The organism is Actinomadura latina NBRC 106108 (assembly GCF_001552195.1).
In the GTDB taxonomy this organism is placed as follows: Bacteria; Actinomycetota; Actinomycetes; order Streptosporangiales; family Streptosporangiaceae; genus Spirillospora; species Spirillospora latina.
Window position 1 is genome coordinate 23557 of the sequence record NZ_BCQS01000045.1, and the last position, 13250, is coordinate 36806.

Here is a 13250-nt window from a genome sequence, read left to right on the forward strand (position 1 = left end):
ATCAGGGCATCGCCAACGCACGCCCGCTGAAGCCGCTGCCTTCAGCTGTCAACGGACAAGTGCGTGTCGCCGCTGGTGGCCAGGTGAAAGTCCCCGGTTCAGTGCCGGGTTTCAGGGTGGTGGTGAGTCGTCGGTCGGTGCGTGTTCGGGCTTGTCGCATGCGGAAGGACTCGCCTTCGGTGACCACGACGTGGCTGTGGTGCAGGAGCCGGTCCAGGAGGCTGACGGCGGTGGTGTGTTCGGGCAGGAACCGGCCCCACTGGTCGAAGGGCCAGTGCGAGCCGATGCCCAGGGCGCGGCGTTCGTAGGCGGCGGCGACGAACCGGAACAGCAGTTGGGCGCCGGTGTCGTCCAGCGGCGCGAATCCGACCTCGTCGATGATGACCAGGTCGGCGCGCAGCACGGTGTCGATGACGCGGCCGACGGAGTTGTCGGCCAGCCCGCGGTAGAGGGTCTCGACCAGGTCGGCGGCGGTGAAGTAGCGGACCTTGTGGCCGGCCTGGACGGCGGCGACACCGAACGCGATGAGGGTGTGGGACTTGCCTGTCCCGGCCGGTCCGACGGCGCAGTAGTTCTCGGCGGCGCGGACCCATTCCAGCGAGGCCAGGTAGTCGAACGTGGCCGCCGGGATCGAGGACGCGGCGACGTCGAACTCCTCGATCGTCTTGAGGACCGGGAACGCGGCGGTCTTCATCCGGTTGCGGGTGTTGGAGGCGTCGCGGGCGGCCAGTTCGGCGTCGATGAGGGTGCGCAGCAGCTCCTCGGGCCGCCACCGCTGGGTGCGGGCGGTGACCAGCAGTTCGGGTGCCAGCCGCCGGACGGCCGACAGTTTCAGGCGGCGCAGCCCGGCGTCCAGGTCGGCCGGCAGTGCCGGGACGGTGGCGGCGGTCATGAGGCGTCTCCGATCGTGTAGGCCGACAGCGGCCGGGTCGGCACCGCGGGCAGGTCCAGCACCAGGGCGTCGCCGGCGGGACGGGGCTGCGGGGCGCCGGGCCCGGCGGCCAGGATGGCGCGCACGTCGGCGGCCCGCCATCGGCGGAACCGCGTCGCCCGCTCCAGCGCGGCGGCCACCGCGTCGTCGCCGTGCGCGGCGCGCAGCGCCGCCACCTCGGCCAGGTCGCCGGCCAGCCGGGTGTTGCCCGAGGCGGCCGACCCGGTCAGCCACCGCTCGGCGACCCCGCCCAGGGCCAGGAAGGCCTTCTCGGCCTCGGTGCGCGGCCGGGCCGCGCGGCGCGGCGCGGGCCGGGGGCCGCCGTAGTGCTCATCCAGCACGGCGGCCTCACCCGGCGCGACCAGGGCATGGTCGGCGACCAGGGCGCCGGTCGCGGTATCGGTGATCAGCAGCCGCCCGCCCGACTCGGCGACGGCGACCCGGGCGCCGATCAGCCGGGTGGGCACCGAGTAGCGCGCCGACCCGAACCGCACGCACGACAGCCGGTCCACCTTCCGGGTCACCGGCGCCGCCCCGATCGCCGGCCGCAGCGACGGCAACGCCGACAACAGCTCCCGTTCGGTCTCGGCCCGCTCGGCGGGAACCGCGCAGATCTCCGAGTGCACCACGCCGTTGACCTCGGCGCACCACTGCCGGGCCGCGGCATTGGCGGCCCCCGGGCCGGTGAACGGGGCCTGGCCGGCGACCAGGTCGGCCTTGGCGTAACCGACCAGGTTCTCCACGATCCCCTTGGACTCGGGATCGGCGGCCTCGCACCAGTCCGGCCGGAACCCGTAGTGCGCCGCGAAACGGACGTAATCGGCCGTCGGGACGACCTTGTTGGCCACCACACCGCCCTTCAGGCAGCCCATCCGGTCGGCCAGCACCACCCGGGGAACCCCGCCGAGCTCCTCGAAGCACTCGGCCAGCATGCCCAGCGTGGTCGCGGCCCGCTCGTTGTCGGCGAACCGCACGAACCGCACCCGCGACCAGGCCAGCACCGCACAGAACACGTGCAGCCCGCCCACCGAGCCCCAGTCGATGACCAGCATCTCGCCCGGCGTCCACACCGCCGGACGGCGTCCCCGGTGATGCTCACGGCGCCAGGTCTTCTTGGCCGAGGCGACCAGCCGCCGGAAGTTGCGCGCCGACCCGGTGTAACCGGCGGCCCGCGCCGCCGGCAGCAGCCGCTTGGCCGAGATCTTCCCCTGTGTCGTGGTCACCTTCTGGGCCACCAGCCCCGCGACCACGTCGTAGTTGTGTTTGCGCGGCACCCGGACCGGCGACTTGCCCCCGGCCTGCTGCCGCTCGATGATGCGTCTGACCGTCTTGTGCGTCGTTCCGCACATCGCGGCGGCCCCGCGATAAGTGCCCACCTCACGGTAGGCGGCGATGATGTCCATGACTTCCCCCGATGACTTCATGACGCTGAAGGCCCCCTGGGCGGCGATCTCGACTGGCTGACACCGTCAAGATCGCCGTCCAGGGCCCACACCCCCGAACACGACACGCATGATCAACGAGAAGTGGGGACTTCTAACCGGCCACCAGCGGTGACCTCAACCCGGCCACCACCGGAGACTTTTGCACGGCCACGGACACCGGCCCGTCCGCGTGAAAGGTGTACATCACCGCCCCTTGAAACGCCGGTCCGCGACCACTTCAGGACAAGGGCGCCCGGGTAAGCCCGGACATTGTGGCCCGTGGCGTCGATTAAGGTTCCGCTGCGAAAGGCGTATTGGGCTGAGGGGCCTGAATCGTCTCTGGGGGTTCTGCAACTGTCTGATGGACGACACGGGGGACGCCTCCCCGGCAGAGGTGCCGGACGCGCAGAGGGGCTCGTCCATCAGAACGGGGCGGGACGGCGATAGTGGGAAGGCGGGGGACGCATGAAGGTGCACGCCGTGGTGATCGGAACATCCGGAAACCAGCGCTACATCTTCTCCTCGAACAAACGGCGTGAGAATGTCGGCGCCTCGTACCTGATCACGCGTTTCGAAGAGTCGTGGCTGGACGACGCGCTGCTGGAGGTCACCGGAAGCACCGACCGGGACCGCCGGATCGATGACCACCCGGTTGAGGTCATCACGGCCAACGCCGGCGGGATCACCGCGCTGGTCAAGGACCGTGAGGACGGGGTCCGTCTGGTGACAGCGGTCACCGTCCGCGCGTTGCGCGAAGCCCCCGGCCTGGACGTCTGCGGGGTGGTCGGCGACCCGGTCGAGTGGGACCGCGCGGCGGGCCTGGCGGAGGCGATCCTCCGAACCCGGGAGGCGCTGCCCGTCGCGGCGATGGCGAGACCGGGTCCGCAGATGCGGTTCGCCGGGCTGCCGATCGGCGCGCGCTGCACGTCCAGCGGGCTCCCGCCCGGTTCTTGCGGTGTCAATCTGCGAGTGCGGCGATCTACTCCCCGCACCCTTCGAGACCGAATGCTAAGGGTCACTCCCGGCCGGTCGCCCTTTGAACAGGGGGAACTGCATGCTGGATGCTCCTGACGAGAACGACGTTCCGCAGGATCTCGTGATCGTGACACTGCCTGGAGTTCAGCATTTTGTTGCGGAGTCACGTCGTACCGCGGACCTGTTCGTCTCTAGTCGGCTGATGTCGGAACTGGCGAACGCTCTCATCACAGCGGTTCCGCGGGGTGGGCTGGTGCTGCCTTTGACGGGTGGGCCCGGTGGCGAGGACGATCCGGCCGGAGTACCCAACCGGGTGGTCGCGGTGGCTCCGCTTGGCGAGGGCGCCGCGCTCGCCAGGATGATGTGCGAGGCGGTACGCGGGGCGTGGCGGGTGCACGATCCGATGAACGAGGTCACCGGGTTCCCGGACGTTCAGTGGGTCTCGGTCCCCCCGGGCGCCGGTGGTTATGCCGCGCAGTGGAGCAGGGCTCAAGAGTTGCTGGCGCAGCGCAAGCGGTCCCGCGACTTCGCCTTCGCCCCGGTACCTGTGCAGCGAGTCTGCACGCTGACGGGCCGCTGGCCAGGGACACGGGAACAGGGTCCTGGGCGCCGGAGCGAGTACCTGTCGAAGATCGGCCGGGTCAAGCGCGGTTATCGGGGAGCGGAGCGCTTCCCATCGACCTGGTCGATTGCGTCCGCGCCCTACCGGGCGGGGATTATCGTCGCCGCTGCCGGATCCGAGAGGCTCCGCCGGGCGGCCGAGGATCTGCAGGAGGCGGCCGAGATGCTGCAGGACGACGTGCGTTCAGACGATCCGCGCCGGCCGGTCTCGGTGAGCTGGCGCGGCGGAAACCTGCCCGGCATGCCACGGGGGGACGACCCTGCCCTGCGGTGGCTGCGCTCGGTTGAGGGTTCGTGGTGCGAACCGGCGACCTGGGACCCCGAGTCGCTGCGGCTGGACCACGGCCTGCCCGCCGAGCCGGACCGCGATATCTGTGGGCTCGGGGCAGCCGCCGCGTCGGATCTGCGGAGGGCGGCCGAACGTGCGGAGGTCGCGGCGCCGTCCGCCTATCTGGCGGTGATCGCCCAGGACGCCGACCGGATGGGCGAGTCGCTGAGCCGCACCGACCTGGGGCAGGCACTACGCAGTTGGCACGGCGGGGCGTCACGGGCGCTTCGTGCGGCCGGCGAGTTTCAACGCGAAGCCGTGGAGGTGCCGGATCACTTGGGCCGGGTGGTGTACGCGGGAGGCGACGATCTGCTGGCGCTGGCGCCCCTCGCGCACGCTATGAGGGCGGCCCGTGCCTCGTACGATGCGTTCCGGCGGGCGTTGGCCGGTGAACTCCCGGATGCCACCGCGAGCACGGCCGTGGTGTTCTTCCATGTCTCGTCCCCGCTCCAGTCGGCGGTGGCCGCCGCACAGGAACTGCTGGAGAAGGCCAAGGCGCATCATCGGCCGGGGCTGGGTGTGGCGGTCATGCGCCGTGGCGGGGAGCGCGCCAGTTGGATCTCGCGCTGGCACACCGCGTCCGGCGGGGTCGTCCTGGAGCATCTGGAGACCTTGGTGGAGTCGATGCGCGGCGGCGCTCTGTCGGCCCGGTTGGCCATGGGTCTGGAACGGGACCGGGACGAGTTGTCCACCCTGAACGAGGAGTGGCTGAAGATGGAGTTGACCCGCCGGGCCGTCCGGCACGGTGTTTCCGACCAGGGTGCCGAAGCCCTGCTGGAGTTGATGAGGGCGGGCCATGGTGGCGCCCCGCCGGTCGGCGCCGCGCTGGTGGCGCAGTTCCTGAGCGCCGAGAGCACCTGGTGACGGCGCCGTCCCGCGTCCGGTGGGTGGTGCTGGAGCCACTGGACACGGTGATCGTGCGTGACGGCCGCGCCTTCGACGCTGGCGCGCAGTCCCAGTCCAGGACCGTCGCGCCGACCCCGACCACTATGGCGGGCGCGATCGGCGCCGCCTACGGTGCGGCACCGGGTGCTGGCCGCTCCGGCGGCAGTAGTCGGGGGAAGCACTTGCCGTCGCACGTGCAGGGCCCGTTCGCGGTCCATCGGGAAGGTGCCGGATGGCAGGGCCAATGGCCGATTCCTGCCGACATCGTGGCGGTGTACGGCGGCTGGGAGCGACTTTCGCTGGTCGACCCAGGCGATGCCGAGCATGACCTGTCCAGCGAGGTCGAACTGCTGCTGGACGACGGCGGCTCGGACAGCACCCCTGCCACCGGCTGGTGGGATGAACAGGCTCTCACCGAGTACCTGCATGAGGGCGCCGTGTCCGACCCGGTCGTGGGCGAGCCATGGGAGATCGAACGCCGGGTGGGGTTGGCTCGCGAGGACGACCGCACCGCCAAGGACAGCATGCTGTACTCCGCTGAGCACCTACGGTTCGTCGACGGTCACGGCCTGGCGGCACGGTGCCTGGGCGGTCCGGATCATCCGTTGGCCGCGATGGTGAACTTCGGCGGACGCGGCAAGCGGGCGCAAGTGCACCAGGTGCAGGACATCACCGTCCCTGAACCTCCGGGCAGCTTCGATGGTGGTCGTCTGCTGCTTTACCTGGCGACACCCGCGATCTTTCCTGGCGGCGGCTGGCGACCGGACCTCGCTCGCTGGCCCGGCGCGACCCTGGCCGCCGCGGCCGTGGGACGCCCCCAGGTGGTCACCACCGCGACTCCTCGGCGGACCAACGGATCGGTAGGTGACGGGCTGCTGATGTGGGCCGTGCCCGCCGGAAGTGTCTACTACCTGCGATTCCCCAGCGAAGCGGCGGCGGCGGATGCCGCCGAGTTCCTGCGTTTCGAACCACTGGACCAGCATCTGGTCGACGGCCGGAACTGGCTGAGCACCGCGGGCTTCGGGCTCGCCTTCACGGGAAGGTGGGATGCGCCGTGACCCTGCAACGGGCGCTGCTGTTCCTGTATGCCGAGACCCCCGTCCATCCGGGAGGCGACACCGCCGCCGGGGCGGTGGACCTGCCGATCCAGCGCGAGCCTGCGACTGGGTTCCCCATCATCAAGGGCGAAAGCCTCAAGGGCGCGTTGCGCGAGCATTTCCGCACCAGGCTCGCCGACGACCGGTGGGTGGGGATGTTCGGCTCCAAACCGCCCCGGGGCGGCGGCGCCACCAAGCCCGGTTCGCTGCGCGTCCACGAGGCCCAGCTGGTGGCGTTCCCGGCTCCGACGTTGGAGGAGACGTTCCGGTGGGTCACCTCACCGCTGGCCCTGTCCCGGCTTGCCCGCAAGGCCGGGTTGGCCGGGGTCCCGATCGCTGGCACGGGTGATTCGGTGCCGAGCGACTCCACCTGCCTGACGTCGAGCCAGAGGCGAGAGCAGACCGTCCTGGGCCAGTACGTGCAGGCGACGCAGCACGACCCCGCACTGGAGTCGTTCGCCGCGAACCTGGCGGGGCTCGCCCTGCCCAACGCCGTTGACGGCTACCTGAAGAAGAAGTTCGGTAAGGACCTGTACTGCGGTGTGGACGAGTTGCTGACCGGGATCAGCAAGGACTGCGCCCCGGTCGTCGCGCGCGTCCAACTCGGTGCAGAGGACGCCGAGGGGAACCCCACCAAGACCGTCAAGCACGGTCCCTTCTACAGCGAGTACCTGCCCAGCGAGACGATCCTTGTGGCGCTGCTGGAAGGACGCCCGGACGATCTGGCGAAACTCCAGGTCCTGGACTCTGGGGTGCTGAGAGTGGGCGGCGATGAGAGCATCGGCAAGGGGCTGATGTGGTGCCGCCTGCACGTCGGCGCGGAGGTCGGCTGATGGCGTTGCAACGAGCTGACGTTGACCTGGCCGAGACCGCGATGACGGTGCTGGCGCACATCCGCGGAACGTCTGAGAACCGGGTCGTGTCCGGGCAGGTTCTGACACGGCTGGCCAGACTGCCGGCCCAGCTGCGCACCAGTGGCCCGTTTCCCACGCTTGCCTTCCACGCCGCCAAGGGACAGGGCGACAAGCCGCTGGACCGGGCGTACGCCATCGTGGGCGCCGCCCTGCGCGCCCAGACGTGCGCGGTGCTCGGCTGGACAGAGGACGAGCCCGAGCAGGCCATAGACCTGGACTTTCTGACCCGGCTCGCCCGTGAGGTTCAGGGGGATCCGCTGATGCTCACCCGGGTCGCCCTCCGGTTGCAGGACTTCAGCGTGTGGCTGCGCCGGCTCGCCGAAGCCTTGGACGGTGAGCAGGAGCGCGCCAAGAAGAAGCAGGCCGAGGAGAAACGGGAGAGGGAACACCGAGAGAGGGATCGCGCGGAAGGGGCCGCGGCTGATGACTGAGTTGCTCACCGGCCCGATCGGGCAACGCCATCCGGGCAGGGTCGGGATCAGCGAGCTGCGGCGGGCTGCGAAGGGACGACTGGCCACCGCGAATGCTCGGCTGGTTCTGCTGCGCACCGCCTACCTGACTTTGGTGGACGGCGAGTTCGACCTGGACGACGGCCCCATCGACCGGTGGGCCGTCGAGACGAACCTGGGTCAGGGGACGCGTGCCGGTACCCGCCCCCCGGCCGAGACGGCGTTGAGCAAGTCCGCCCAGCTGTTGGCCGCGGTGACCGAGCGCCGCGCGGCGGCCCTTGCCGCGCTGGAGGATGGTACGACGTCGGTTCGCACCTTGGGGCTGGCCGCAGAGAGCGCCGTCGTGACCGGTACAGGGGGCAGCGGTGTCCGGGACGTCGGTATCGAGTTGCACGGAACCTACGGCTGGCCGATCCTGCCCGGCAGCACTCTCAAGGGTGTCGCGCGGGAATGGGCACGGCAAGCCGGCCTCCCCACCGTCCGGATCGACGAGATCTTCGGCACGGCCCCAGAGGAAGACGACACGATGCCCGGGCCTGTGGCCTTCTTCGACGCCCTGCCCTGGCGGTACGGCGTCCAGGTCACCTCGCAGGTGCTCACCCCGCACACCCGCGGCTACCGCAGCGCAACCGGTGACGGTCCACAGCCGCCCGGCGAACACGTCAACCCGGTGCCGATCCCGTTCCTCGGGGTGGAGCGAGGTTGGTTCGTCACGCACCTCGCGGGTCCCACGGACCTGGTCGGTCAGGCGGCCGAGCTGCTGGCCGACGCTGTCGGCGAACTCGGTGTCGGTGCCAAGACCGCGTCCGGCTACGGGTACTTCACGGTCCGCTCGATCACTTCGCAGGAGGAGCTTTGACCACCTACGTCGTTCCGTGCGGCCGGTCCGTCCACGACGGGCTGCACAAGAAGGAGTACTGTCCGCAGGGCGTCACCCCCGGCCGTTTCGCGCGTGCCGAAGAGGCATGGTGGCCGCAGGCCCTGGCCAAGGACGGGGATGCGGCCGTCGCCGCCTGGGCTGATGAGCTGGAGAAGCAGGCCGCCGCGTCGCGGCTGCCCGAGTGGAGCACCAGGGTCAGCGCCGAGGTGAACACAGTGGCGGTCCGCGTCCTGCAGCCGCTGCCCGCCCTGCTTGCTGCCGGCCACCGGATCCTGCTGCTGGCGTCCGACACCGGCGAGGGCATGGCGGCCGCGCTGACCTGTGCATACATCTTCGCGGGCGGGGACACCGGCCGGATCGGGTGCGTCACCGCGCCGACCGACGAGGACGCCGCGCTCGGCTTTTCCGAGCGGCTGCCCGGCGGCCGGGTCACCGTGGTCCGGATACCCAGGCTCGCGCCCGACAGCAGCGGTCTGCGGGACGCGGTCGCCGCGATCGGGTACGTGCTGCGGGCTGCCTACGACCTGGGCGGGCCGCTGGAGGTCCACCTGACCGGCGGCTTCAAGATCACCCTGCTGCACACGCTGACGATGACCGAGATCCTCTACTCACGCAATCCAGTACGCACGTCCGCCTGGTACATCTTCGACGAGGCGAAAGGCGCCAAGGGGCCCGACCGGCTTGATCTGCGCCGTTTCCCGGAGGAGCACCTGTGCGCGATGCGCAGAGAACTCTCCGGAGTTGCGTTGACCGGGCGAGTGCCGGTCGGCGGCAGCTACCGAGGCGTGGCCTGGAAGGAGACTGCCGACGGAAGAGCGGTGCTGACGGAGTTCGGACACGGCCATCTCGCAGTTTTGGGCGGGCCGGTAATCCCCGGCGCTGCCGACGGAAGCTCGTGAACCTCGCCGAACTGGTCGACCTCCCAGGGCAGCGCGCGAACGGAGTGTCCGATGGCGTCCAGCGCCTGGCCGCGGCCCTGCACCAACACCGCCGGCGCCAGGTCAACGAGGCCCTGACAGCCGACGCAGTCGACCGCGTGCGGCACTGGCGAGACCTGCTCGCCGGACTCGGACAGATCCCCGGCGTGGATCTTCAGGCCGCCTCGTGGATGTTCGCCTACCACCCCCGCCTCATCGTCACCGACCTCAATCTCCACGAGGACGAGGTGCACCGGTGGAGCATGCTGGTCGAGATGTACACCGCGTGGCTGGAACTGGCCGTCGCCCGGCAGGTTCCCGGCATCGATGACAGATCCGCCGCGATCGGCACAGCCTGCCTGGCCCGGACCCGCTGGAAACTGCTGTCGGCACCCGACCGGCCCACCGTCACCGACGCACCAGGCGAGTACGGGCGCCTGCGGGTGGTGTCCCGAGTCGAGCAGGCGCGGCAGGCCCGCGAACAATGGCTGACCGTCCTGAACGAGATCGACGACTACCCGGCGCTCGCCGCACTAGACATCGAGGCCGAGGCGGCCGACCTCACGATGGTGGACCTGGGGTCGAACGCGGCGCCGCCCTGCAACCGGGTCGCCGAGACCGGGGACGCCGGCCCGCGCGCAGCGATCACCGGGTATGCGGTGACCCGGTTACTGCTGCCGCGCTTCGCCTGGCGCGTGTCCCGGACTCTGGTCCGTGCCACCCAGGGACGCCGCAGCACCGTGCACTGGTGGTGCTCGGCGTCGATACTCGCCGCGGCGGTGATCGCGTTCGCCATCGCCGTCGACGACCGGTACGGCTGGTCTTACCGCGGATACACTGCCGCTGCCGTCCTCGCCCTGACCGGCTACGCCGTCATCGCCGCCGGTGCGGCGGCGAGACCGGCGCTGGGCTGGCTGTGGCTGCTGCGCCAGCCGGCCGGATCCACCGTGGGCCTGCTCGCCCTGGGCGCGCTGCCCGCCGACTGGTGGTGGAAGTCCGATCCCGTCCTCCTCGGTCAGGCGATGGCGCTGCTGGCTACCATCGGCGTCGGCTACCTACTGACCGAGGTGTCCAATCACGGTGTCCATGGCCGGGCGCTGCTGGCGCGCACCGGCGGGATCGCTTTCGCCGGGTTCCTGCACGCCTTCCTGATCGCCCTCATCGGGCTGCGCACCATCGTCCCCGCGTTCGCCGGGGTGCCGCAGGACACCAAGGTGCGCCTGTCGTGCTGGTGGTCCGCTGCTGGATGCTCACCGGACGGCCTGGCGCCCTGGCAGATCGTGCTCGCCGCCACTACCTGGAGTTTCGTTGTCGGCGTGTTTCTGCAGATCCTCTGGGACGACCAGCCGATCACCGCGCCACTGGCCCATGTCCGCTGGAGACGGGGAACCTCGCCATGACACTCGACCACACCAACTGGCACGACCTCGACCTGAGCACCATCACACCGGCCTACCTCGGCCGGTTTCCGGACATGAAATCCCAACCCCGAGACATTCCGTTCCCGGTGCCGAGCCTGCGCGGAGTGCTGGCGTACTGGTTGCGCGCGCTCGCCGGACCCCATGTCAAGAACTCTGCCGAGAGGCTCCTGCAGGCCGAGATCGAGATCTTCGGCACCGCTAAGGACACCGGCCCGGCCCGTCCATCCCGCATCCTGCTACGCGCTGGGCGCATCACAGTGGGCACACCTCCCGAGAAGCCGTCAACGGGTGAGGGATACCTGATGGGGCCGGGCCTCATCAACGCCAAGAGAACTGAGCCATGGGCGCGCCGCCTTGCCCCAGGCCCCATTCCCCTACGCGTGCGCAACCTCGGCAGGCCTGCACACGCCGATCTGTTCCTCGCTGCGCTGTGGGCGCTCTGTACTTACGGCGGCCTGGGTGCCCGCAGCCGTCGCGGCTTCGGCACCCTCACCCTTGGCTCACAACCCGACCTGCCCACCGAGCGGTTCGACCCGTCCTGGTTCGACGGCACCGCCGATGCTCTGGCCGACGTCCTTGCATGCACCGCCGCAGCACTCAAGGAGCTGGAGATCGGCTCCGGCCCGGACTTCGATGGCCCCGTCCCTTACCCGTGCTTCGCACCCGGGCAATACCGTGCCGTCCAGTACAGACTGAAGGCGTCCGGCGCCCCTGGGGCCCTCAATGAGGTGGGCGGCTTCCTACGAGAGTTCCGACACTCCCGCAAGCCGGACCCCGCATTCGTCAAGAAGGATCGCTTCTCCCTGCCCAACACCGAAGGTTTCCGGAACATCGCACAGCCCCATCGGTGGTATCAGCCACCGCGCGGGGCGTTCTACGACGGGGCGCTCGGCCTGCCGGTCGTCTACAGCGAGAAGGGGCAGGACGACTCCGTCACGGTCGAGCCCGTCGTCGACGGCAAACCCGCTCGACGGGCATCGCCCCTGTGGCTGCGCATCACCGTTGAGGGCGGCCAATGGGTGCTGCGTTCGCTGGCGTTCCACGCTGAGTGGCTGCCTGAGCAGACCGGCCTCCAAGTGAAGATCAATAACCGAGTACAGCCGGTTCGAAAACCTGCGCAGTCTGACGTCCGAGCCGAACTCGACCGTTGGTTCAAGGAAGCCAAGGCCAAGTTCGTGTGATTTTGGGGCTTCCCGATCCTTCACCGGCGGTCAACGTGCTGAGGAACACCGATCGCGGTGGCGAGGGCGAGGCTGGGGGCGTCCGGTGGCGTTCACGGTGAGTACGGCACCTCCGGTCATGGGCCGCACCGAAACCTGGCGCACCACGGCCGGTGTCTCGTCGGTGAGGGCCCGCTCATCGACGAGCAGGCCGGGCTGCGGCAGGCGAGCCGCCTGTCCGTCTTCGGCCTCGGTGAACAGGGCGGCGAGGCCGGTGCCGATGGGTGCGTCGTGGAGGTCGGCGCGGACGGTCAGCGCCCTCTCGCCGGTCAAGGTCAGGACGAGAAAAGGCCCGTGGAACCAGGCGGTGACGCCGCCGGCCAGGACTTCGCGAGGCCCGTAGGGGCGGGCCCGGACGCGCCGCACATAATGTTCGGGCCCGGTCATCGGGCTTGCGGGACGGCGTAGCCCATGCCGATGGTGGTGCGGTCGCCGAGGCCGGCGTAGGCGCTGAAGCGGACGAGCGCGTCCACGCCCGCTCGCCCTTCGGCGGTGGTGCGGCGGGTGTCGGCGATGCGGTAGGCGACCTGCCCGAGGCTGCCGCGCACCGGCGGGACACCGGCCTTGAGCAGGTGCTCGGCCATCGCCAGCCGGTAGTCGGCGATTTCGAGGTTCTGCGTGATGATCTGGGGTGTCGCCTCGTCCAGTGCCGCGTCGGGAGCAAAGGCGTTCCATTTGCGGTAAAGGTCGGAGAAGACCCATTCGGGTTCAGGGAAGGGGCGGACGCGGCGCGCGCCCTCTTCCCTGGCGGTGAAGAACGCGACCGGTGTGGCGATCCGCAGTGTCCACCGGTCGGCGGGGGCCGCGGCGGCGAGGAGTTCCGGGTACGGTTCGGCCCCGGCCAGCTCGACGGCCGCGATCCGGTACTGGCAGCGGGCCACCCGCACATCCCCAGTCGCCGCCAGCGCTTGGAGTACAGGGGCGGTCAGCGAGTCAGCGAGTATTCCGATCTCGAACCGCACCTGCTTGCCGGCGGCGCCCGCGCGGCGATCCCGTTCGTCCAGGAGCGGGGTGAGCGCGAACGGTTTGGGCGGACGCGTATCGTGCAGCGCGGACGACAGGTCGCCTTCGCCTGTATCCCGCAGGGCGGCCAGGAACGCGGCGTTGACGGCGGGCCCGGTGTGCGGCGGAGGGACGGGCGGGCGCGCGCCGGCGGGTTCGAGGCGGACGATGATGCGAGCGGGCATG

At 70.3% G+C, this 13250-nt stretch carries 13 protein-coding genes; 9 read left to right on the plus strand and 4 right to left on the minus strand.

The features are described 5' to 3' along the window. Nucleotide 1 precedes the first annotated feature (1 nt). Together istB and istA are read right to left on the minus strand one after the other, a co-directional pair. Nucleotides 2–892: an IS21-like element helper ATPase IstB gene (istB, locus tag AL2_RS34515; protein ID WP_083947211.1), complete on the minus strand. Its 891-nt coding sequence runs from the start codon at nt 890–892 to the stop codon at nt 2–4. After that, nucleotides 889–2355: an IS21 family transposase gene (istA, locus tag AL2_RS34520; protein ID WP_157438555.1), complete on the minus strand. Its 1467-nt coding sequence runs from the start codon at nt 2353–2355 to the stop codon at nt 889–891. Before istA ends, istB begins: the two co-directional genes overlap by 4 nt. Nucleotides 2356–2835: 480 nt before the next feature. Here istA and AL2_RS34525 point away from each other — a divergent pair, with 480 nt between their 5' ends. Genes AL2_RS34525 through AL2_RS34565 form a run of 9 tightly spaced genes read left to right on the plus strand, consistent with a single transcriptional unit; the run spans nt 2836 to nt 12023 of the window. Continuing rightward, nucleotides 2836–3426, plus strand: coding sequence for a hypothetical protein (locus AL2_RS34525; protein ID WP_169806477.1), 591 nt, complete (start codon nt 2836–2838; stop codon nt 3424–3426). Beyond that, nucleotides 3410–5143: a type III-B CRISPR-associated protein Cas10/Cmr2 gene (gene cas10 / locus AL2_RS34530; protein WP_083947212.1), complete on the plus strand. Its 1734-nt coding sequence runs from the start codon at nt 3410–3412 to the stop codon at nt 5141–5143. The genes AL2_RS34525 and cas10 overlap by 17 nt, the downstream gene beginning before the upstream one ends. 26 nt (nt 5144–5169) lie before the next feature. After that, nucleotides 5170–6222: a type III-B CRISPR module-associated Cmr3 family protein gene (locus AL2_RS34535; RefSeq protein ID WP_169806478.1), complete on the plus strand. Its 1053-nt coding sequence runs from the start codon at nt 5170–5172 to the stop codon at nt 6220–6222. Next, complete coding sequence (gene cmr4, locus AL2_RS34540) at nt 6219–7094, plus strand: type III-B CRISPR module RAMP protein Cmr4 (RefSeq protein ID WP_168444743.1); 876 nt, start codon at nt 6219–6221, stop codon at nt 7092–7094. The genes AL2_RS34535 and cmr4 overlap by 4 nt, the downstream gene beginning before the upstream one ends. After that, nucleotides 7094–7606, plus strand: coding sequence for a type III-B CRISPR module-associated protein Cmr5 (locus AL2_RS34545; protein ID WP_067641270.1), 513 nt, complete (start codon nt 7094–7096; stop codon nt 7604–7606). Before cmr4 ends, AL2_RS34545 begins: the two co-directional genes overlap by 1 nt. Beyond that, complete coding sequence (gene cmr6 / locus AL2_RS34550) at nt 7599–8483, plus strand: type III-B CRISPR module RAMP protein Cmr6 (RefSeq protein ID WP_067641272.1); 885 nt, start codon at nt 7599–7601, stop codon at nt 8481–8483. The genes AL2_RS34545 and cmr6 overlap by 8 nt, the downstream gene beginning before the upstream one ends. Continuing rightward, nucleotides 8480–9403 carry a hypothetical protein gene (locus tag AL2_RS34555; protein ID WP_067641274.1) on the plus strand — a complete coding sequence of 308 codons (924 nt, stop codon included), beginning with the start codon at nt 8480–8482 and terminating at the stop codon, nt 9401–9403. The genes cmr6 and AL2_RS34555 overlap by 4 nt, the downstream gene beginning before the upstream one ends. Then, nucleotides 9400–10821 carry a hypothetical protein gene (locus AL2_RS34560; RefSeq protein WP_067641276.1) on the plus strand — a complete coding sequence of 474 codons (1422 nt, stop codon included), beginning with the start codon at nt 9400–9402 and terminating at the stop codon, nt 10819–10821. Before AL2_RS34555 ends, AL2_RS34560 begins: the two co-directional genes overlap by 4 nt. Next, complete coding sequence (locus AL2_RS34565) at nt 10818–12023, plus strand: RAMP superfamily CRISPR-associated protein (protein ID WP_067641278.1); 1206 nt, start codon at nt 10818–10820, stop codon at nt 12021–12023. The genes AL2_RS34560 and AL2_RS34565 overlap by 4 nt, the downstream gene beginning before the upstream one ends. Nucleotides 12024–12053: 30 nt before the next feature. On the opposite strand, the gene AL2_RS34570 is transcribed toward AL2_RS34565, so the two are convergent. After that, nucleotides 12054–12449: a hypothetical protein gene (locus tag AL2_RS34570; protein WP_157438556.1), complete on the minus strand. Its 396-nt coding sequence runs from the start codon at nt 12447–12449 to the stop codon at nt 12054–12056. Further along, entirely contained in the window at nt 12446–13249 is an 804-nt protein-coding gene (gene cas6, locus AL2_RS34575; protein ID WP_067641282.1) for a CRISPR system precrRNA processing endoribonuclease RAMP protein Cas6, read from the minus strand. Before cas6 ends, AL2_RS34570 begins: the two co-directional genes overlap by 4 nt. Between the last annotated feature and the right edge of the window lies 1 nt (nt 13250).

What these genes read in the sequence shown, in the direction of transcription:
- istB (WP_083947211.1), bottom strand. Translation starts at nt 892, where the DNA reads ATGACCGCCGCCACCGTCCCGGCACTGCCGGCCGACCTGGACGCCGGG.
- istA (WP_157438555.1), bottom strand. Translation starts at nt 2,355, where the DNA reads ATGAAGTCATCGGGGGAAGTCATGGACATCATCGCCGCCTACCGTGAG.
- cas10 (WP_083947212.1), top strand. Translation starts at nt 3,410, where the DNA reads ATGCTGGATGCTCCTGACGAGAACGACGTTCCGCAGGATCTCGTGATC.
- AL2_RS34545 (WP_067641270.1), top strand. Translation starts at nt 7,094, where the DNA reads ATGGCGTTGCAACGAGCTGACGTTGACCTGGCCGAGACCGCGATGACG.
- cmr6 (WP_067641272.1), top strand. Translation starts at nt 7,599, where the DNA reads ATGACTGAGTTGCTCACCGGCCCGATCGGGCAACGCCATCCGGGCAGG.
- AL2_RS34565 (WP_067641278.1), top strand. Translation starts at nt 10,818, where the DNA reads ATGACACTCGACCACACCAACTGGCACGACCTCGACCTGAGCACCATC.
- AL2_RS34570 (WP_157438556.1), bottom strand. Translation starts at nt 12,449, where the DNA reads ATGACCGGGCCCGAACATTATGTGCGGCGCGTCCGGGCCCGCCCCTAC.
- cas6 (WP_067641282.1), bottom strand. Translation starts at nt 13,249, where the DNA reads ATGCCCGCTCGCATCATCGTCCGCCTCGAACCCGCCGGCGCGCGCCCG.